At 45.9% G+C, this 19,104-nt stretch carries 23 protein-coding genes and 1 other annotated feature (1 of these 24 cut by a window edge); all 23 genes read left to right on the forward strand.

The window, feature by feature from the left end; all coding sequences use genetic code 11:
- Positions 1 to 13 precede the first annotated feature (13 nt).
- The gene (locus ACQW03_RS17535) at positions 14 to 1,234 is read left to right on the forward strand and encodes an SPOR domain-containing protein (protein WP_441950857.1); all 1,221 of its coding nucleotides are present in this window, start codon (positions 14 to 16) and stop codon (positions 1,232 to 1,234) included.
- 121 nt (positions 1,235 to 1,355) lie between these two features.
- Positions 1,356 to 1,598 carry a DUF4321 domain-containing protein gene (locus ACQW03_RS17540; RefSeq protein WP_023989955.1) on the forward strand — a complete coding sequence of 81 codons (243 nt, stop codon included), beginning with the start codon at positions 1,356 to 1,358 and terminating at the stop codon, positions 1,596 to 1,598.
- A gap of 22 nt (positions 1,599 to 1,620) precedes the next feature.
- Complete coding sequence (locus tag ACQW03_RS17545; protein ID WP_071642572.1) at positions 1,621 to 2,229, forward strand: Maf family protein; 609 nt, start codon at positions 1,621 to 1,623, stop codon at positions 2,227 to 2,229.
- A gap of 13 nt (positions 2,230 to 2,242) precedes the next feature.
- Positions 2,243 to 2,935, forward strand: coding sequence for a RadC family protein (gene radC / locus ACQW03_RS17550; protein ID WP_081366859.1), 693 nt, complete (start codon positions 2,243 to 2,245; stop codon positions 2,933 to 2,935).
- Positions 2,936 to 3,040: 105 nt separating this feature from the next.
- Complete coding sequence (locus ACQW03_RS17555) at positions 3,041 to 4,075, forward strand: rod shape-determining protein (protein WP_013311600.1); 1,035 nt, start codon at positions 3,041 to 3,043, stop codon at positions 4,073 to 4,075.
- Positions 4,076 to 4,130: 55 nt separating this feature from the next.
- The gene (mreC, locus tag ACQW03_RS17560; RefSeq protein WP_023989952.1) at positions 4,131 to 4,952 is read left to right on the forward strand and encodes a rod shape-determining protein MreC; all 822 of its coding nucleotides are present in this window, start codon (positions 4,131 to 4,133) and stop codon (positions 4,950 to 4,952) included.
- Entirely contained in the window at positions 4,952 to 5,482 is a 531-nt protein-coding gene (gene mreD / locus ACQW03_RS17565; RefSeq protein ID WP_023989951.1) for a rod shape-determining protein MreD, read from the forward strand. Before mreC ends, mreD begins: the two co-directional genes overlap by 1 nt.
- Before the next feature lie 82 nt (positions 5,483 to 5,564).
- On the forward strand, positions 5,565 to 6,227 hold the full coding sequence (gene minC / locus ACQW03_RS17570; protein ID WP_013311597.1) for a septum site-determining protein MinC: 663 nt from the start codon (positions 5,565 to 5,567) through the stop codon (positions 6,225 to 6,227).
- Positions 6,228 to 6,230: 3 nt separating this feature from the next.
- A complete protein-coding gene (minD, locus tag ACQW03_RS17575) occupies positions 6,231 to 7,028 on the forward strand; it encodes a septum site-determining protein MinD (protein ID WP_013311596.1) in 798 nt (265 codons plus the stop codon).
- Between the two features lie 341 nt (positions 7,029 to 7,369).
- Complete coding sequence (locus ACQW03_RS17580; protein WP_076294402.1) at positions 7,370 to 8,215, forward strand: peptidoglycan DD-metalloendopeptidase family protein; 846 nt, start codon at positions 7,370 to 7,372, stop codon at positions 8,213 to 8,215.
- Positions 8,208 to 9,086, forward strand: a complete 879-nt coding sequence (locus tag ACQW03_RS17585) for a M50 family metallopeptidase (protein ID WP_441950862.1) — start codon at positions 8,208 to 8,210, stop codon at positions 9,084 to 9,086. The genes ACQW03_RS17580 and ACQW03_RS17585 overlap by 8 nt, the downstream gene beginning before the upstream one ends.
- 48 nt (positions 9,087 to 9,134) lie before the next feature.
- On the forward strand, positions 9,135 to 10,319 hold the full coding sequence (locus tag ACQW03_RS17590) for an Rne/Rng family ribonuclease (RefSeq protein WP_071642566.1): 1,185 nt from the start codon (positions 9,135 to 9,137) through the stop codon (positions 10,317 to 10,319).
- A gap of 98 nt (positions 10,320 to 10,417) precedes the next feature.
- Positions 10,418 to 10,505: a sequence feature (ribosomal protein L21 leader region), on the forward strand.
- A 13-nt stretch (positions 10,506 to 10,518) separates the two neighbouring features.
- Positions 10,519 to 10,830, forward strand: coding sequence for a 50S ribosomal protein L21 (gene rplU / locus ACQW03_RS17595; protein WP_013311592.1), 312 nt, complete (start codon positions 10,519 to 10,521; stop codon positions 10,828 to 10,830).
- A 13-nt stretch (positions 10,831 to 10,843) separates the two neighbouring features.
- Positions 10,844 to 11,182 (forward strand): ribosomal-processing cysteine protease Prp, encoded by a 339-nt coding sequence (locus tag ACQW03_RS17600; RefSeq protein ID WP_013311591.1) that lies wholly within the window; start codon positions 10,844 to 10,846, stop codon positions 11,180 to 11,182.
- A 5-nt stretch (positions 11,183 to 11,187) separates the two neighbouring features.
- On the forward strand, positions 11,188 to 11,505 hold the full coding sequence (rpmA, locus tag ACQW03_RS17605) for a 50S ribosomal protein L27 (RefSeq protein ID WP_013311590.1): 318 nt from the start codon (positions 11,188 to 11,190) through the stop codon (positions 11,503 to 11,505).
- A 145-nt stretch (positions 11,506 to 11,650) separates the two neighbouring features.
- On the forward strand, positions 11,651 to 12,388 hold the full coding sequence (locus ACQW03_RS17610) for a Spo0B domain-containing protein (RefSeq protein ID WP_013311589.1): 738 nt from the start codon (positions 11,651 to 11,653) through the stop codon (positions 12,386 to 12,388).
- Positions 12,389 to 12,401: 13 nt separating this feature from the next.
- Positions 12,402 to 13,712 carry a GTPase ObgE gene (gene obgE, locus ACQW03_RS17615; RefSeq protein ID WP_023989945.1) on the forward strand — a complete coding sequence of 437 codons (1,311 nt, stop codon included), beginning with the start codon at positions 12,402 to 12,404 and terminating at the stop codon, positions 13,710 to 13,712.
- 157 nt (positions 13,713 to 13,869) lie between these two features.
- Positions 13,870 to 14,307, forward strand: coding sequence for an ACT domain-containing protein (locus ACQW03_RS17620; RefSeq protein WP_013311587.1), 438 nt, complete (start codon positions 13,870 to 13,872; stop codon positions 14,305 to 14,307).
- 43 nt (positions 14,308 to 14,350) lie between these two features.
- A complete protein-coding gene (locus ACQW03_RS17625) occupies positions 14,351 to 15,637 on the forward strand; it encodes a homoserine dehydrogenase (RefSeq protein WP_023989944.1) in 1,287 nt (428 codons plus the stop codon).
- A 27-nt stretch (positions 15,638 to 15,664) separates the two neighbouring features.
- A complete protein-coding gene (gene thrB, locus ACQW03_RS17630) occupies positions 15,665 to 16,633 on the forward strand; it encodes a homoserine kinase (RefSeq protein ID WP_071642564.1) in 969 nt (322 codons plus the stop codon).
- Positions 16,630 to 17,529: a prephenate dehydratase gene (gene pheA / locus ACQW03_RS17635; protein ID WP_071642563.1), complete on the forward strand. Its 900-nt coding sequence runs from the start codon at positions 16,630 to 16,632 to the stop codon at positions 17,527 to 17,529. Before thrB ends, pheA begins: the two co-directional genes overlap by 4 nt.
- A gap of 17 nt (positions 17,530 to 17,546) precedes the next feature.
- The gene (gene ilvE, locus ACQW03_RS17640) at positions 17,547 to 18,431 is read left to right on the forward strand and encodes a branched-chain-amino-acid transaminase (RefSeq protein WP_076294400.1); all 885 of its coding nucleotides are present in this window, start codon (positions 17,547 to 17,549) and stop codon (positions 18,429 to 18,431) included.
- Positions 18,432 to 18,590: 159 nt separating this feature from the next.
- On the forward strand, positions 18,591 to 19,104 hold the start of the coding sequence (locus ACQW03_RS17645; protein ID WP_441950868.1) for a LysM peptidoglycan-binding domain-containing protein. It continues 1,097 nt past the right edge of the window; 514 of the gene's 1,611 nt are visible here — the first part of the coding sequence; it begins with the start codon at positions 18,591 to 18,593; its stop codon lies off the right edge, out of view.

The following is a 19,104-nucleotide window of genomic DNA, read 5'->3' on the forward strand; positions in this document are numbered from 1 at the left end:
AGGGAGTGCATCCATGAACAAGACCAAGATGACATTCCGGTTCGACCAACAGTTGCCGGAGACAAACCGGGAGGATAAGCTACAGGTGCTTCCGTACAAAAACGAGTCGATTACGAACGAACAGCGTAAAACTGATAACCCGCATAAAGGAACGGAACGGAACAGAGGAATGAAGAAAGATACTGTAGCTACGCAAGAACCAGAGATCAATGAGCATGAGGATCTGAATAAACGCATTTCAAGTCGTCGTTTTGCTCCGACATTAAGAGTACAAGAGGGATGGGATGACCCCTTTGGTCGTTCGGCGGCTTCCTGGTCAGATGCGGAAGTTCTACTAGATAGCCTGGAAGAGGATGAGGAAGCTTATCATTCTGTCCAAGAGTACAGAAAGCGTCCGCCCCATCCTTCTAGATGGAAACTGGTTGGCTCTGTAGCCAGCGCGCTGGTGACCGGAGGCATGTTTGGATATATTATGTTGTTACTGTTTAACGGAGGAGGCATGGTCCCGGGATCAGATCCTTCAGTAGAGGAGGCAGTACCGGTCTTTAAAGAATCTGTTGGTGTGGATGCAATATCTGCAAAAGAGAATTCTGTCCCTGTCACTGTCATAGAGGCTCAGGTACCTCCACAAACCTATTATTTACTACAATATGGGGTTTTCAGCACTCCAGAACGGGCCTTACAAGCAAAAGAAGAACTGTTGAAGGCAGGCATTGCAGCAGGTGGGGATACCGAGGACCAAAACCGGGTATATGCAGGAATATCGCCGGATAGGGAGCAAGCCAAGTTGCTCAGCAATCAGTTGAAAACACAAGGAGTCGAATTGTATGTTCGTGAGCTTGAATTGCCTGGAATCGAAAAAGCGGCTTACCGAGGCGAAGGTGATAAACTCACTAGCTTTTTTCATTTAAGCAGTTCATTGGTGGGTAAGTTGAGTGGACTTTCCTCAACCTTGCTCGGAGAAGGAGGTCCGAGTACGGTGTCAGCCTCCGACATGAAGGAGCTGAACGACCTGCATCAGCAGTGGACACAAAATATCACTGCACTTCCCGCTGGGCTATCGAAGGAAGCGGCTGTCTCCGCAACCTCACTTGAAAAGGCAATGAGCAGTGCGATCTCAGCAATTGGGGAATATAATAAGAACACAGCCAAGGAACACATTTGGGAGATTCAGTCCTCCATGATGGAATATGTTTTGCGTGAGAAGGAATTTATCCAATTCATAAAACAATAAGCTAACCATATTTTCCGGCAAGGAACTGGAAATAGTTCCCCATGCCGGATTTCTGTTTGTATTGCAGTACAAATCACCGTATAATAATGAAGGTGTCAAAAAATGGCGAGGGAAGATCAGGATGAAAAAAAATGTAGGAATGCTTATATTGTTTTTGTTGCTCGGTTGGCTCTTGGGTGCATGGATTGCCAAAGCCCTTCAATCGATCAAGTTCCTTTCCTTTCTGACCCACCCCACTAGGATATCTTGGTCGCCGAGAGCGGACCTGGATATTATCAGCTACAACATAACGATAAATTTTGAATTGAGCCTGCTTAGTCTGATCGGCATCATTGCCGCGTTCTGGCTGTACCGCAGGCTCTAACTGATGAAAAGGAGCTTCCCTTATGGACGGGAAAATTACGCCCCGCATTATTCTGGCATCGACTTCACCAAGAAGGAAGGAATTGCTCGCATTTTTGAGACTCCCCTTTGAGGTGGTGCCGAGTCATGCGGATGAGAGCACGCCTGAGAGCTGGACGCCTCAGCAAATCGTGGAGACCCTTGCGGCACGCAAAGCCGAAGCGGTCGTGAACACAGCCGCTCAGTCGAAGGAAGCCGGACTGGTGATTGGCAGTGATACCATTGTCGTGCTGGATGGTTCGGTATTGGGCAAGCCTGCCGACCATGCGGACGCGGTTCGCATGCTGACTGCATTGCAGGGAAGGACACACCGTGTGTACACCGGGGTAGCCTGCATACATACCGGAACCGGCGAAATGCTTGTCAGACATCGCCAAACGGAGGTTACAATGAAGCCTCTGAGTCAAGAGCAAATTGTGGCATACGTGAATACTGGTGAACCGTCTGACAAAGCAGGAGCGTATGGCATTCAAGGCATGGGTGCTACGCTGGTGGAATCTATTCAGGGTTGTTATTTTAACGTCGTAGGATTGCCGCTTTCCTTGCTGTCGGACATGCTGTCCGATTTTGGAGTGAATGTGTTGCATCCATAAAGGGGATAAACATATGCTGGAGTCGCCAATACTGATGCTTCGCGACCTCCCCCATGAAGAACGACCAAGAGAGCGCATGATGACATATGGGGCGGATGCCTTAAGCAACGCGGAGTTGCTGGCAATATTGCTGCGTACAGGAACGCAAAATGAGTCTTCGGTGCATTTAGCGCAGCGTATTTTGCAGCAGGCAGGAAATTTGCGTCAACTGGTGGATATGAGCATGAGCGAGTTGACCCAGATTAAGGGCATTGGGGATGCTAAAGCGATACAGCTAAAAGCGGGTATCGAACTGGGGCGTCGATTAGCATTGTCTCGCCATTTGGAGACCCCGGTGATTAGTTGCCCGCGGGATGTGGCAGATCTGCTGTTTGAGCAGCTTCGTTATTTGCAGAAAGAGCATTTTGTATGCTTGTTCCTTAACACTAAAAATCATGTCATTGCTCAGGAAACACTATCTATGGGTAGCCTGAATTCTGCCATCGTGCATCCTCGTGAAGTATTTCGGGCAGCAATCAAATGCAGCAGTGCTTCAATAATTTGCGCTCATAACCATCCGAGCGGTGATCCGAAGCCAAGCCCGGAGGATGTCCAGTTGACTCGCCGCCTGATGGAAGCGGGCAACATCGTGGGTATCGACGTTCTTGATCATATTGTGATCGGGGACGGGACCTTTGTAAGTTTGAAGGAACAAGGTCTGATATAATATAATATTTAAATCAAACATTTAAATACGACCGGATAATCCGGCCTGAATAAACCGTTTATACATGGATAACAGATTTCAGGGAAGAGAAAAGGAGATTACATCATGCTGGGTGGCTTTACAAAAGATTTGGGAATAGACTTGGGGACGGCAAACACGCTTGTATACGTAAGAGGTAAAGGAATTGTGGTTCGTGAACCATCTGTAGTCGCTTTGCGTACAGATACAAAAACCATTGAGGCTGTTGGTGAATCTGCGAAAAAAATGATCGGTCGCACACCGGGAAATATCCGTGCGATTCGTCCGATGAAGGACGGTGTCATTGCTGATTTTGATACGACAGCAACGATGATCAAATATTTTATCCGTCAGGCGCAAGCCCAACGCTCTTTGTTTCCACGCCATCCGAACGTGATGGTTTGTGTACCTTCAGGCATTACTGCGGTGGAGCAGCGTGCTGTTGAAGATGCGACGAAGCAAGCAGGCGCAAGAGAGGCATATACGATAGAGGAGCCGTTTGCAGCAGCAATTGGCGCTGATCTTCCTGTATGGGAGCCTACAGGCAGTATGGTTGTCGATATCGGTGGAGGTACAACCGAGGTGGCAGTCATTTCCCTGGGCGGGATTGTAACAAGCCGCTCCGTGCGTGTGGCTGGCGATGAAATGGACGAGTCCATCATCCAATACGTAAAGCGCCAATACAATCTGATGATTGGTGAACGGACTTCAGAGCAACTGAAAATGGAAGTTGGTTCAGCTATGCCATTAGAGCAAGTGGAAACCTCGGAAATCCGCGGACGTGATCTGGTAACAGGTTTGCCGAAGACGATCACGATTACTTCTGATGAAATTAGTGAAGCGTTATCGGATACAGTCAATGCAATCGTGGATGCGGTCAAAGTAACACTGGAAAAATGCCCTCCCGAGTTGGCAGCGGACATCATGGATAGAGGAATCGTACTAACTGGTGGTGGAGCACTTCTGCGTAATCTGGACAAGCTGTTGGCAGGTGAAACCGGAATGCCGGTGATCGTAGCGGAAAATCCTCTGGATTGTGTGGCAATCGGTACAGGTAGAGCGCTGGAAAATATTCATTTGTTCAAATCGCGCAGCAGTTCTGCCGTCCGTTCCAAACGTTGAATCGGGGGTGTAGGAACTGTTTAAGCTGTTTGGCAATAAAAGACTATTTGTTCTATTGATCGGAATCGTTCTGTTTATTGCCCTTATGGGGATTACACTTGGACAGAGAAATTCCTTAACCTGGCCCGAGAAGTTCGCCAGAGATTCAATTGGCTTTGTGCAAGGTATCTTTTACAGGCCCGCTTCAGCAATAGCGGGCTTCTTTGAAGATATCGGAAATATGCGCAGCATCTACGAAGAAAATGAACGGTTAAAAATTGCTGTAGCAAAGCTGACTCGTGACCAGATTCAGACCCATAATTATGTTGAAACAAATGCCAGACTGCAGAATGAACTGAAGTTCACCCAAACGCAAAAGGCGAAGAATAATTATGATTATCGTGTTGCTCAAGTGAACAGTGTCAGCAATGATTCCAAAACGCTTGTGATCGATATTGGTGAGAAAGACGGAGCGAAGGTTGGTCAGGAAGTCAGTTCGCTTGAAGGATTTGTAGGAGTCATTAGTCAAACGGGGAATTTTACGTCCACCGTTACACTGTTGACTACATTGGATCCTAAAAATCCGAATTCTTATGCCATTGCAGCGACAGTCTTGGGCAAGGAAAATCAATCGTTTGGTATGATTGAAAGCTATGATCCGGGTACGAACAGATTTCAAATGACTCGCATTGAGGAAAAAGATCCAATCGCAAAGGGTGATCAGATTATTACGTCTGGCGCAGGCGGGAAATTCCGCAAAAACCTAATGATCGGAACGGTAGAGAAGATTCAGGTTGGGGAGTTTGGCAAAACACGGACAGCGATTATTAAACCGGCAGCCAGCTTTGTGGATTGGAAAGAATTGCTCATCCTCTACACTCCTGAGGTACCGGAATAATGAAGATGCGCGGTCAGGTTCTAATACTGCTGCTGTTTGTACTGTTTATAGCTGAAGGGACGATTCTTCCGTGGCTTCTTCCGGATAGTTGGCATTCAAGAATGGTTCCGAATTTTGTGTATGTTGTGATCTTGTTTGTGTCTGTGTATTACAGCCGTCATACAGCATTGGTGCTAGGTATTGTTTTTGGACTTATTCATGATGTAGTGTTCTACGGGTTTATCATTGGACCTTATTCTTTTGCAATGGGGTTGTCTGCATACTTATTGGGGCTTGTTTTTACAGCTCGACGTGCGCAGATGCCCATTATGATGGCAGCCGTGTTGATTGGTAGTTTCCTGCTGGATTCTATGCTATTTGCCATTGATCAGCTGTTCCAGCTGAATCATCAGACTTTCAATTGGGCGCTTGCTCAGTATATGATTCCTGATTTATTTATCCATTTTCTGTTCGCCCTCATCATTTATGTCCCAGTTCGCAAGCAATTGCAGCGTTTGGGTACCCGTGTGAAAAAGGAAGAGGCTGTCTAGGTCTTTTTACACACATTTTGTCCGGGTTAGCAGGGATTTGACGTCCCGGGGACGAAATGATTGAGATAGGAGGGACAGGCTAATGGCGGTGAAATCGAATCATGTCACGATTAAAGGCATCAAAGATGGCCTGGTATTCCTGCTGGACGATCAATGCGAGTTTGAGGATTTGCTGGGTGAGCTGCGTTTTAAGCTGGAGCACAGTCATCAAAATATTTTAACAGGCCCGATCATTCATGTGGATATTAAGTTGGGAAGCCGAGAAGTGACAGAGGAACAGAAGGAAAGTATTCTGGAGATTTTGAAGCAGAAGGGGAATCTGCTCATCAGGTCTGTAGAATCACCTGGACTGCCTGTGGAAGTGCAGGGAAAGCCCCCTATTCACACGGTGACAGGAATTATCCGTTCTGGTCAAGTGCTTCATCACAATGGGAACCTACTCTTTTTAGGAGATGTAAACCCGGGTGGAATTATAACATGTACTGGTGATATTTATGTCCTCGGCGCTTTGCGAGGCATGGCGCATGCGGGGATGGAGGGAAATAGTGAAGCGATTATTGCGGCTTCCTATTTTGCACCGACACAGCTGCGAATTTCCGAAATGATCAGCCGTCCACCAGATGAATGGGAGACACGTGAATCCGGTATGGAATTTGCGTATCTCAAGGATGGCGCTATGCAAATAGATAAAATGAGCAATATTGTGCGTCTGGGCCGCGATTTTAACGTGTTCAAAGGGGTGTAGCACATGGGAGAGGCTATCGTCGTCACTTCAGGAAAAGGCGGCGTCGGCAAAACGACGACGTCAGCCAATATAGGAACAGCGCTTGCACTGCTCGGCAAAAAGGTATGTTTGGTGGATACGGATATCGGTTTGCGTAATCTAGACGTTGTGATGGGTCTGGAAAACCGGATTATTTATGACCTTGTTGATGTAGCGGAAGGTCGTTGCCGTTTAAATCAGGCACTGGTTAAGGACAAGCGTTTTGAGGAGCTGTATATGCTGCCAGCCGCTCAAACCAAGGACAAGAGTGCTGTTACGCCGGAGCAGGTTAAGGATATTATTTTGGAGCTTAAAAAGGATTTTGAATATATATTGATCGACTGCCCTGCGGGTATTGAACAAGGCTTTAAAAATGCCATTGCCGGGGCGGATCAGGCCATTGTTGTGACCACTCCAGAAAATGCAGCCGTACGCGATGCAGACCGGGTAATTGGTTTACTGGAAAGCTCACATGTGATATCACCCAAGTTGGTGGTTAACCGCATTCGCAATAGCATGGTTAAATCCGGAGATATGCTGGATATTGATGGGATTTTACAAGTGCTTAGCATAGACCTTATTGGGATTGTGCCGGATGATGAAATGGTAATTAAAGCAGCTAATACAGGGGAGCCTACTGTTATGAATCCAGATTCACAGGCCGCGATTGCTTACCGTAACATTGCGAGACGGATTTTGGGCGATACAGTGCCCCTCATGCAGCTGGACCAGAAGAAAAGCGTGATGACACGCTTTAAGAAGTTTTTTGGTATGGGTGGATGAGGAAAACAGGAAGTTATGGCTGGTAAATTGCTTCCACACTTTCTATGTGATTTTCCATTGGTTCTAAGGTAGGAGCTGTAGTAGTATTCATTTGTAATACTAGACACTTAAATAAGTAGTAATCTTATTTAAGTGTTTTTGGCTTGTTTTTTTAATTTCCATAATACAGTTTCTCAAAATTTAGGGTCACTACATAAATATCATAAATACAAAACATAACCGGTGCGCTAGCGCCGGTTTTTTTTTGATTTTTAGGTGCGTATTCCCGAACCGGACAACATAAGTTGAAGCCCGTCCTCATAAGATGTATCAAACATACCTCGCCGAGGGGGCTGAACAGGATGAATAAAAATTCCGGAATCAAGCAGCGCAGAGAAGAACGTATACAGCAGCTAATCGCGGGAAGCAAAGCGGAGACGTATCCCTCTGGCATATATCAGAACAGGCACGGGGATAAAGATATGAAGTCGATGCCTATAGTCAGTGCCAACTCGCCCAGAGACCCAGAAACTGAGTGGAAAAATGAGCGGCAACGCTGGCAGCAATCTTTTGGGACGAATCGTGGTCCGTCTTTTTGGACTTCCTTTTGGCGAAGATCAGTCATAGCAACGGTATTATTTGGAATGGTATGGGGAATGTTTCGTTGGGATATTCCCTATGCAGTGAATTTGAGAATGTTTATTGCAGATGCCTTGAATAAGGATATGGACTTTGCAGCCGTCGGACAATGGTATGAAACTTATTTTGACGGAGCTCCTTCCTTTTTGCCGATTTTTGGCGAGGAGCATGAAACGCACAAGGTAGACGCAAGTCGAAAGGGATCTCCACCGATCGAAGGCAACATAACACAGCCTTTTGTACTGAGCCTTAAAGGGGTAGAAATTACGCCGAATGTTACCGACAACGGGGCAATCGCTGTTAAAAGTATAGATGCAGGACGAGTATTAGACATATTAAATCATCCCGAAAGCGGGATTTCGGTTACAGTTCGACACACAGGCGGTATCACAGCAACTTACGGAAGGCTTTCCCGCTCTACCTTAAAAGTGAACGACTGGGTTCAGGAGGGAGATGAGATCGGTGTACTGCCAGCAAGTCACAGTGGCAGCGAGGCGGCAACTTTGTTTTTAGCAGTTCAGAGAGGGGATCAGTACATTGACCCGTCGGAAGTGGTAGCCCTTGATTAATGTCCGAGGAGTGACCTTATCACTACATCCACTGTTTGTATTGGTTATGCTGACCTCTATATTAACTGGACATTTTATCGAGATCATAACTTTATTTACATTGGTGTTTATTCATGAGCTAGGTCATGCGACAGCTGCTTCGTTGTTGGGCGCGCGGGTGCTTTCCATACAGATGTTACCCTTTGGAGGAGTGGCGGTCATTGAGGATCAGGGGAAGCTCAATGCGTGGAAGGAGATTGTCATTGCGCTAGCGGGGCCCCTGCAAAACGGAATCATGATCATCATCCTTTTGTGGTTCAGAAATGTGAGTGGGCTGGAGTATAATTATGTAAATTATATAATTCAGGGGAATGCAGTTATTGCACTGTTTAATTTGCTGCCCATTTTACCACTTGATGGTGGAAAAATATTGCAGTCAATGATTAGCTTATCTTGTTCTTATCGCCGCACATTAGTGTGGACTTTTAGAGCCAGTATCGTAACGAGTCTGCTATTTTGTATGTATGGTATTTCGCCGTTGTTAAGGCAAAATGGACCTATGCATTTAAATCTGCTGGCGGTAGGGATTTTTTTGCTTTATTCTAATATTGTGGATTATCGGAATATCCCTTACCGTTTTATACGGTTTTTGCTGGGGAGGGACGAGCTTTTTTACCGCGAAGTAGCTAAGGGGAGCATTGCCTTACCTATTATATCCCTGCCAGTGAAACATTTGGAGCCTATTTTGCGTCTTTTCAGAAGAGATCGGTATCATATGATTTATGTTATGAATGAACAGGGACGGATTGTAGCCGTACTGCCGGAGCAACGTCTTATTCGCTCTTATTTTGCGACACGCCCGCCAGATGGTGGAGAACCCAAGCCCAAATAATGTTTTATGAGTTAAGGAAGAGGCTGTATCCAGAGAGGTTGAAAAACCATGAAGCAAATGATTGTACAATGCCAGCAGCAGATGACCCAAATGGCGCTGTTGGAAGAGGGACGATTGGTTGAATACGCGGCTGAACTACCGCGAAAACGGGGAATTCTAGGTTCTTTTTTCAAAGCGAGGGTGGTCAATGTGCTACCAGGTATGCAAGCCGCCTTTGTTGACATTGGACAGCGAAAGAATGCCTTTTTGTATGTAGATGACGTACTTCATGCTCATTTGGACAAGCAGCCGGAGGTAAAACCATCCATTTCTGAAGTGTTAAAGGTGGGGCAGGAAATTGTAGTGCAGGTATTAAAAGAGGCTGTTGGTAGCAAAGGAGCCAGGGTCACCACTCATTTTTCACTTCCGGGTCGCTGGATCGTATATATGCCCCGTGCTGATTATGTGGCCGTATCCAAGAAGATCGAACGTGAGGGCGAACGTACCCGTTTGAAAGCAATGGGAGAGCAGCTACGCACAAGTGAGGAAGGACTCATAATCCGTACCGTTTCGGAAGAAATGAGTATAGAGGCGATTGAAAATGATTTAAATCAACTGCGTAAGCAGTGGGCGGCTATTCAGCGTAAAGCTGGTGAACACTCGGCTCCGTGCGAATTACATCGGGATTTAAGTATCGTTCAGCGATTGATTAGGGATGTGTTTACACCTGAACAGGATGAACTGGTTATTGACAGCGAAGAGCAAGCAAAGGATGCAGAAATAATGCTGCAACAGATTGGTCCTGCGAAAGCTCATGTAAGTATATTTCGTGGTGCAGAAGAAACGATTTTCAAAGCTTATGGCATTCATGAGCAGCTGGAACGCGATTTTGCGCGAAAGGTATGGCTGCAGGGCGGCGGATACATTGTCATTGATCATACGGAGGCATTAACCGTCATTGATGTGAATACGGGGAAGTTTACGGGAGGCAGTAATCTGGAAGAGACGGTGACCCGGACTAACATTGAAGCAGCTGAAGAGATTGCCCGCCTGGTACGTGTACGTGATATTGGAGGTATCATCATCATTGATTTTATTGACATGGAACAAGAGGAGAACCGTCGGGAAGTATCCTCTGTGCTGGAAGCAAGATTGAAGAAGGATCGAACCAAATCTTATGTTGTCGGTTGGACGCGGTTAGGTTTGCTGGAAATGACCCGCAAAAAAGTGCGTGAGGAAAAGACGCTCGTGTAGAGCGATGCGTAACCAAAAATCATTTTATAACTAAAGGTTGAATGTGTACAAAGCTTGTGCTACAATCATTTAGTATGTGTGATGCGTAAGATTGGCTGCACATGCTGTAACCGCTCCAATCAGGTACTGAAGTGCAGTATCCTAAGGGAATCTGTCACCTGCTATTAGGCGAGTCTGAGACATAAGGAGGTGCAAGCAAATGTACGCAATTATCGAAACAGGTGGTAAGCAATACAAAGTTCAAGAGGGCGACGTATTGTTCATCGAGAAGTTGGAAGCTAATGATGGTGAAACTGTAACGTTTGATCGTGTTCTGGCAGTGTCCGGCGACAATGGCTTGACAGCAGGTACACCGCTTCTTTCTGGAGCTTCTGTAACAGCTAAAGTTGAGAAGCATGGTCAAGGTCAAAAGGTCATCGTATACAAATACAAACCTAAAAAGAACTACCATGTGAAGCAAGGTCATCGTCAACCGTACACGAAAGTGACGATTGAAAAAATCCAAGCGTAAGAGGGTGCGATAAGTGATTATCGTGCGTATTACACGACTGGAGGATGGCAGCATACAGGGGTTTTCCGTTAAAGGGCATGCGAATTTCGCTAAATCTGGCGAGGATATCGTATGTGCTGGCGTTTCAGCGGTAACGGTAGGAACTGTCAATTCGATTGGAGCTCTTACGGACGTTGAGATGGAAACGGAAATGGAAAACGGCTTTTTAAGCGCGTATCTTTCTCCTGAAAGTTATCATGATGCGAACGCACAGGTTCAACTGTTGCTGGAGTCCATGGTGATTATGCTGACAAGTATTGCTGAATCATACGGTAAGTATATTCAAATAGAAAATAATCAAAGAAGGAGGTAGACATCATGTTGAAATTGACATTGGATCTTCAATTATTCGCATCGAAAAAAGGTGTAGGTTCCACAAAAAACGGACGTGACAGTAGATCGAAACGTCTTGGAGTGAAACGTGCTGACGGTCAAGCAGTTACCGGCGGTAGCATCCTGGTTCGTCAACGCGGAACGAAAATTCACCCGGGCACGAACGTGGGCATCGGTAAGGACGACACTCTGTTCGCGAAAGTGGACGGCGTTGTGAAGTTCGAACGTTGGGGCCGTGATCGCAAAAAGGTGAGCATCTACCCGATCGACGTTGCTCCAGTAGCAGCTACTGTAGAAGCTTAATAGCGGCTTAGACACGCTGAAAAGCCTCCGGCACTTTTGTCGGGGGCTTTTTTGCATGATGGTAATGAACTGGAAAGATAGTCTGTGCTATACTGGATTAAGGTTCTTTAATAATCCATTTAATTTCGCAGAACGGAGAGAAGCCATGTTCCAGCGGATAAGAGCGCCTTATCTGGCGTTGGGTTCCATTCTGATTCCTTTGGTTTTTTCACTGCTCTATCCTGAAGTATTAACGATTATTTTATTAGCAGTATGGTCTGTAGTTGCTGCATGCTTTGGTATGTGGTATACGCAAAGACAGGTTGAGTATGAGCGGAAAGCTGCTTTGCGTTCTTTTGAGCGTACAGCGATTTCAATGCTTAACCATCATCGGCATGACTGGATGAATGACTTGCAGGTGCTTTATGGATATATTCGTATGAATAAGCATGATAAATCTGTTGCTTATGTGGAAACAATAAAAGGGCGCGTGGCGGAAGACAGTAAAATATCTAAGTTGGGTATTCCCTCACTGGTGTTTTATTTGCAGTCTTTTCGCGTGAACGCTGGTAATTTACAGTTGTCGGTACAGGTTGAGGAGCAGTTAAAGTTAGACGCTGTCATGTCTCCCGAAGACGGCGAGTCGCTTGCCTCGGCCGTCATAGAAACGGTGCGTGCGTATCAATATGGCGGGGGCCGGTCGTCCTGGGGAGAAGTGCGCAGATTGACACTTTTTTTCGGTATGGATCAGAATGATGTTATCGTCCGTTTTGAAGGAAGTGACATACCTGCGGATTTGAATATCCTAAAGCGGGTCAGATCCGTACTCGGAAGTGAACGCATTCGAACAGAGAAGCTCCCTACGGGCGAAATGCTTCAAATTCGGATGCAGTGCCAGACATAAGGAAGGTGTAACCATGTTTGTAGATAAAGCGAAGATTTTTGTTAAAGGCGGTGACGGTGGAGACGGATTGATTGCGTTTCGCCGTGAGAAATACGTTCCTGAAGGTGGTCCAGGTGGTGGTGACGGAGGAAACGGTGGAGACGTAATTTTCCGTGTAGATGAGGGTTTGCGTACCTTGATGGATTTTCGGTACCAACGTCATTTTAAAGCCCAGCGTGGAGTAAAAGGTCGCAACAAAAGCCAACACGGAGCCAATGCGGAGCACATGATCGTACGTATACCACCGGGAACGGTCATCATAGATGATGATACTGGTGAAGTAGTAGCAGACATGACACGTCATGGTCAACAAGTTGTTGTAGCTAAAGGAGGACGCGGAGGACGCGGGAACATCCGTTTTGCTACGCCGAATAATCCAGCGCCTGAGTTGGCTGAGAACGGCGCTGAGGGACAAGAACGTTATATCACGCTTGAGTTAAAAGTAATGGCTGACGTAGGTTTGGTCGGGTTCCCTAGTGTAGGGAAGTCTACCTTGTTGTCGGTTGTATCTTCCGCAAAACCGAAAATTGGGGCATACCACTTTACAACGATTACTCCGAATTTGGGCGTTGTGGATGTGGGTGATCATCGTAACTTTGTGATGGCGGATTTGCCTGGTTTGATTGAAGGAGCTCATGAAGGTATTGGGCTGGGTCATGAATTTCTGCGGCACATTGAGCGGACACGTATTATTATCCATGTCGTGGATATGGCGGGCTCCGAAGGACGTGATCCGTTTGAAGATTGGACTAAAATTAACGACGAATTGAAGCAATATAATGCAACATTGGCTGAGCGTCCACAAATTGTGGCGGCCAATAAAATGGATATGCCGGAAGCTGAAGAAAACCTGACTCACTTCAAAGAGCAGATTGCTTCTATACGTCCTGATCTTGAAATCATGCCTATTTCCTCACTGACACGTCAAGGTGTGAAGGAATTGCTCTACCGGGCTGCTGATTTGCTGGATCAAATACCGGACGAGCCGGTTGTTGAGGAAGTAGCAGAAGTCAATGAACGTAAGGTATTTAAGCTGGATACAGCAGAAGACGATGGCTTTACAATTGTGCGTGAAAACGACACATTCGTGGTGCAGAGCCCTAAAATTGAGCGCATGATGAAGCGCATGCAGTTGAACTCGCATGATGCCATTTTGAAATTAGCAAGAACGTTACGCCATATGGGTGTGGATGCTGAGTTACGCAAGCGTGGCGCCAAAGATGGTACATCTGTACGCATTGCTGATTTCGAGTTCGAATTTGTTGAAGGCAGCAGCTACTACTAAATTTCAAATAAAGGTCTAAAACCTGAACGGTTACTGTACTATAGGAAACTCTATAGAAGGCAGTAGCCGTTTTTTGCATTGTTTGCTTGCCGATTTTCAAGAGTTTCGATATAATGTCCTCTATACAAAAACATAAGTCTTTGAGGAGAGGACGTTCTTGAAAGAGCGCTATTACTTGGTACGGGAAGATATTTTGCCTGAAGCTATTGTTAAGACCATACAGGTGAAACTGCTGCTGGCTTCAGGAGATGTTAAAACCGTGCATGATGCCGTGGAGCAAGTTGGGCTAAGCCGAAGCGCCTTTTATAAATATAAGGATGGCATACATTTGGTTAACCAGCTGGAGCGTGAGCGAATTGTCAATATCTCTATTGATTTAGAGCATCAATCCGGAATGTTGTCCAGGGTGCTTGGCAGAGTGGCTGATTTCGGAGGCAATGTGCTGACGATCCAGCAAAGTATTCCACTGCAAGGCAGAGCCAACGTAGTCATCTCGGTAGAAATGTCCAGACTCAGTGAAGAGTTGGGTGTTCTACTGGAGGGCTTGGAAGACATCTCTGGAGTTAAACGTGTTCGCCTGATTGGGCAAGGTTAAGGCAATACAGTTCATTAGACATAAGTTCGCGGGAGGGGAATGGATGAAACCGGTCAAAGTAGGATTGTTAGGTTTGGGGACGGTTGGAACGGGAGTCGTTCGAATCGTAGAAGGCAATCAGGAAGACTTGAGCAGACAAGTCGGTTCACCGATCATCATTGAAAAAATAGCTGTAAAAAACATAGAAAAATATCGTTCCATTGAAGTGGAGACGGCCAAGCTTACTGAGGACCCATGGGAAGTTATTCGGGATCCTGAAATTGATGTAATTATTGAAGTTATGGGCGGCGTTGATCAGACGAAGGAGTACATTCTTGAAGCGCTGGAGCGGGGGAAACACATCGTAACAGCAAATAAGGACTTAATGGCTTTGCACGGTTCTGAAGTATTAGCAAAGGCGCAGGAAAAGCAGTGTGATATTTTTTATGAAGCTAGTGTAGCGGGTGGTATTCCGATCATTCGTACATTAATTGAAGGCTTTTCCTCTGACCGCATTACCCGCATTATGGGGATTGTGAACGGTACGACAAACTTTATTTTAACAAAAATGAGTCAGGAAGGGGCCTCGTACGAGGAAGTTCTCAAGGAAGCGCAGGAGCTTGGGTATGCTGAATCGGATCCGACCTCAGACGTGGAAGGACTGGATGCAGCTCGTAAAATGGCAATTCTCGGCACGCTTGGTTTCCGCTCTAATGTAGAGCTCAAGGATGTAAGTGTCAGCGGCATTTCAAAGGTAACCAGTGAAGATATTGCTTTTGCTAAAAAACTAGGATATGAAATGAAATTGCTCGGCATTGCAGAGCGCCAAGGTGATGAATTTACGATTAACGTTCAGCCGACCATGGTACGCAAGCAGCATCCACTGGCTTCAGTGAATGGGGTATTCAACGCGGTGTATGTGCATGGTGAAGCAGTGGGTGAAACCATGTTTTATGGTGCGGGTGCAGGTGAAATGCCGACGGCAACATCGGTTGTAGCCGATTTAGTAGCTGTAGTGAAAAATCTCAAACTTGGTGTCAATGGGCTTAAAGCCATCGTTCCTTACAATCCTAAAAAAATTAGTAACGATGAAGATGTGTATTTCAAAAACTTCGTGCTTCTGCATGTGGATGATAAAGCAGGGGTGTTGGCACGGATTACGCAAGTATTTGCTGAATTTGATGTCAGTCTGGCATCTGTTGTGCAGCAACCGAATGAGGTTAACCCCGATGCTGAAATTATTATCGTGACTCATTTAGCCAGTAAAGCGAGTATGAAAAAGGTTTTGGAGCATTTTGAAACTTTGGACGTCATCCGTCGCATCAAGAGCGTATATCGAGTAGAGGGATAGTCAATAAAAGCAGGAGGAATTGTCTGTATGACCGTTTTAAAAACAGCAAGAGTGCGTGTGCCTGCGAGTACGGCCAACTTGGGTCCCGGCTTTGATACATTGGGCATGGCATTGTCCTTATATGCATGGATTGAAATGAAGGAGGCCGAACAGACGGCTTTTCATTTATACGGAAATGAAATGAATGGTGTTCCCCAAGATAAAACTAATCTGATTTTCAAGGTAGCACAAATGGTTTTTCGGGAAGCAGGTGTATCTGTTCCTGAGCTCGATATTTCGATGTACTCGGATATTCCGCTTACTCGTGGTTTGGGCAGCAGTGCTTCTGCCATTGTGGGCGCTTTGGTCGCTGCCAATACGTTGATTGGCTCGCCTCTGCCGGATTCCAAGCTGTTTGATATGGCAAGCGCCATTGAAAAACATCCGGATAATGTTGGAGCTTCCCTGTTTGGTGGTATTATTACAGCGATGTGGGATGGCGAGCATGCTAGGCATTTACGACTTGAACCGGATGCTAATCTGGAGGTTATGGTAGTTATTCCAGATTTTCAGCTGTCCACGTCGAAAGCCAGAGAGGTTCTACCCGCGCATGTATCATTGAAGGATGCCGTATATAATATAAGTCATGCTTCCATGCTGGTAGCAGCATTGGCGTCGGGAAGAACCGATTTAATTGCCGAAGCGATGCGTGATCAGCTTCATCAGCCTTACCGTGCGGCGCTTGTGCCGGGTATGACAGAGATCCTGCAGGATGCGCACCATTATGGTGCCTTGGGTGTGGCTCTCAGTGGGGCTGGACCGACGCTGCTGGCATTGATGGATCAACGGGAGAATCGGAAAGCGGAGCTGGAGCAGTATTTAACGGATACCATGAACAAAGAGGGGATCACTGCTTCTGTTTTAAAATTGCGCCCTGAGAGTGAAGGAGTTAAAGTATATACAGAAGGGAATACACTCCCTTTTATGGATATGATTAAAGGGGAACTTACGATATGAAACGAATTGCACTTCTTCCTGAGGGGACCGTTTCTCATGAAGCGATTAAGTATTTGTTAGGAGATATGCCCCATGAATTACTGTTTTACAAGCATATTGCGGACGTATTTCAGGCAGTAGACAAGGGACAGGCAGACTATAGTGTAATTCCCATTGAAAATACGATTGATGGCTCTGTAAGTTTGCATATGGATTGGCTTGTACATGAAGTAGACATTCAAATGCAGGCGGAATGGGTATATCCTTCAATTCAAAATCTTATTGGACATCGTAGTGAGTTTACGAAGGATTTGGACAAGCTGGATTTGAGCAAAGTGGTCAAAATTATGTCTCATCCTGTAGCGCTTCCCCAGTGTAAAGAATTCATACAGACTTCCGCACCTCAGGCGGAGCTGGAGAGTGCAGGAAGTACGGCAGAAGCCGTCGAAATTGTTAAACATAACCCCGGTAAAGGCTGGACCGCTCTCGGAACCAAGCTTGCGGCTGCCAAACACGGATTGGATATTTTGGCCAGTAAAGTGACGGATCACGATAACAACTTTACCCGCTTCGTCTTGATCGGCCATCAACCTATAAGTCTCCCGGGTACGCCTGAAGGTCAACGAACCAGTATTTTGGTCACGCCGCCGCAGGATTTCCCGGGAGCGCTGCACCAGGTTTTATCCGCATTTGCATGGCGCAGGTTAAATCTGTCCCGTATTGAATCGCGTCCGACCAAAAAGCAATTGGGGAATTATTATTTTTACATTGAAGTTTTGGAATCTCTGCATTCCGTTCTGCTTCCGGCAGCCTTTGCAGAGATCGAGGCTTTGGGGTGCCATGTACGTATTCTTGGCTCTTATCCAAGCTACAAGTATGTTGAAGCAGCGATCGAACCTATTTTAAAGGAACATTAATCGGAGGTGTGGTTTTAATGGCAGAACAATGGATCTATCTGGATGGGCAGCATGTGACTAAGGAAAATGCAAAGGTTTCCGTATATGATCATGGATTCTTGTACGGAGACGGTATATTCGAGGGCATTCGTATTTATAACGGGAATATTTTTAAATGTAAGGAGCACTTGGAGCGTCTGTATGATTCTGCGAAATCCATTCAATTAAACATTCCGTTGTCTCCTGATGAAATGTTGGAAGCAATGGCTGAAACGATTCGTCTTAACGAAATGCGTAACGGATATATCCGTCTGATTGTATCCCGAGGTGCAGGAAATCTAGGTTTAGATCCTCTTCGTTGTGCGAAGGCGAGTGTTATCATTATCGTGGAGCAGCTCGCCATTTACCCGGAAGAAGCTTACTTGACTGGCCTGAAGACAATTTCTGTCTCTCAGCGTCGCAACATCCCAGATGCTTTGAATCCGAAGATTAAATCATTGAACTATCTCAACAATATCCTCGTGAAGATCCAGTCTAACTATGCTGGTGTAGGTGAGGCTATTATGCTTAATTCCCAAGGGTATGTGACGGAAGGCTCTGCGGACAACATTTTCATTGTCAAAAACGGAGTGTTATATACACCTCCTTGCTATTTGGGAGCGCTTGAAGGGATTACTCGTAATGCTATTATCGATTTGTGTACTAAGCTTGGATACCCCCTTAAGGAACAACCTTTTACACTGCATGATGTTTATGTTGCGGACGAGGTGTTTTTTACAGGAACTGCGGCAGAAGTTATTGCAGCTTATGAAGTGGATGGTCGTACGATCGGCTCCGGCGTTGCTGGCCCAGTGACTTTGGAACTCCTGGCTGAGTTCCGGAAGATCGTGGATCAGGATGGCTACAAAGTGTGGCAGGACTAAAATAAAACCGAATCCTTTTAACTGAATGCTCGTGAGAGTATTCGGTTGAGAGGATTTTTTTGTTTGTATGGGGTCATTCGCCCGGGAGGTGCATAGGATGTAATAACAGAAGCCGGGCGTTTATCCCGCCCGAACGAAAGTCTAGGAGGTTTGTGACCTGTGAAAATACACATCGTCAAAAAAGGTGACACTCTGTACTTGCTGGCACAGAAGTATAATGTGACGCTGGAGAAAGTTATTGCCGCCAATCCCCAATTGGCAGACCCTAATCAGTTGAGCATCGGCGAGAAAATTAAAATTCCAACAGACCCTGTTACGATGGAAACACAGCCGTCAACGGTATATCAACACAAGGTTAAGCAAGGAGATTCATTGTGGAAGTTGTCCAAGGCGTGGAATGTACCGCTTAAGCTAATTATTGATGCCAATCCCCAGCTTAAAAACCCGAACGCACTTTTGGTTGGAGAAACAGTTAATATTCCACACTATAAAGAAGAGGCGTCTGATTTTACTGAGAATAAAAAAAATACCGCAGTCAAAGAAGAGATGACACAGCCTAAACCTGAATCCCCAACCAAGCAAGAACTTACCCAGCCCAAGGCGGAGTTGACGCAGCCTAAGCAGGAGAATATGCCTAGCCCTAAAGAAGAGATGACACAGCCAAAAGAAACAG

Origin of the sequence: Paenibacillus sp. DRB1-1 (assembly GCF_052119485.1) — a bacterium.
Classification (GTDB): Bacteria; Bacillota; Bacilli; order Paenibacillales; family Paenibacillaceae; genus Paenibacillus; species Paenibacillus polymyxa_B.

Coding starts and splice junctions, on each gene's coding strand:
- ACQW03_RS17535 (WP_441950857.1), top strand. CDS start 14: ATGAACAAGACCAAGATGACATTCCGGTTCGACCAACAGTTGCCGGAG.
- ACQW03_RS17540 (WP_023989955.1), top strand. CDS start 1,356: ATGAAAAAAAATGTAGGAATGCTTATATTGTTTTTGTTGCTCGGTTGG.
- ACQW03_RS17545 (WP_071642572.1), top strand. CDS start 1,621: ATGGACGGGAAAATTACGCCCCGCATTATTCTGGCATCGACTTCACCA.
- radC (WP_081366859.1), top strand. CDS start 2,243: ATGCTGGAGTCGCCAATACTGATGCTTCGCGACCTCCCCCATGAAGAA.
- ACQW03_RS17555 (WP_013311600.1), top strand. CDS start 3,041: ATGCTGGGTGGCTTTACAAAAGATTTGGGAATAGACTTGGGGACGGCA.
- mreD (WP_023989951.1), top strand. CDS start 4,952: ATGAAGATGCGCGGTCAGGTTCTAATACTGCTGCTGTTTGTACTGTTT.
- minC (WP_013311597.1), top strand. CDS start 5,565: ATGGCGGTGAAATCGAATCATGTCACGATTAAAGGCATCAAAGATGGC.
- minD (WP_013311596.1), top strand. CDS start 6,231: ATGGGAGAGGCTATCGTCGTCACTTCAGGAAAAGGCGGCGTCGGCAAA.
- ACQW03_RS17580 (WP_076294402.1), top strand. CDS start 7,370: ATGAATAAAAATTCCGGAATCAAGCAGCGCAGAGAAGAACGTATACAG.
- ACQW03_RS17590 (WP_071642566.1), top strand. CDS start 9,135: ATGAAGCAAATGATTGTACAATGCCAGCAGCAGATGACCCAAATGGCG.
- rplU (WP_013311592.1), top strand. CDS start 10,519: ATGTACGCAATTATCGAAACAGGTGGTAAGCAATACAAAGTTCAAGAG.
- rpmA (WP_013311590.1), top strand. CDS start 11,188: ATGTTGAAATTGACATTGGATCTTCAATTATTCGCATCGAAAAAAGGT.
- ACQW03_RS17610 (WP_013311589.1), top strand. CDS start 11,651: ATGTTCCAGCGGATAAGAGCGCCTTATCTGGCGTTGGGTTCCATTCTG.
- obgE (WP_023989945.1), top strand. CDS start 12,402: ATGTTTGTAGATAAAGCGAAGATTTTTGTTAAAGGCGGTGACGGTGGA.
- ACQW03_RS17625 (WP_023989944.1), top strand. CDS start 14,351: ATGAAACCGGTCAAAGTAGGATTGTTAGGTTTGGGGACGGTTGGAACG.
- thrB (WP_071642564.1), top strand. CDS start 15,665: ATGACCGTTTTAAAAACAGCAAGAGTGCGTGTGCCTGCGAGTACGGCC.
- pheA (WP_071642563.1), top strand. CDS start 16,630: ATGAAACGAATTGCACTTCTTCCTGAGGGGACCGTTTCTCATGAAGCG.
- ilvE (WP_076294400.1), top strand. CDS start 17,547: ATGGCAGAACAATGGATCTATCTGGATGGGCAGCATGTGACTAAGGAA.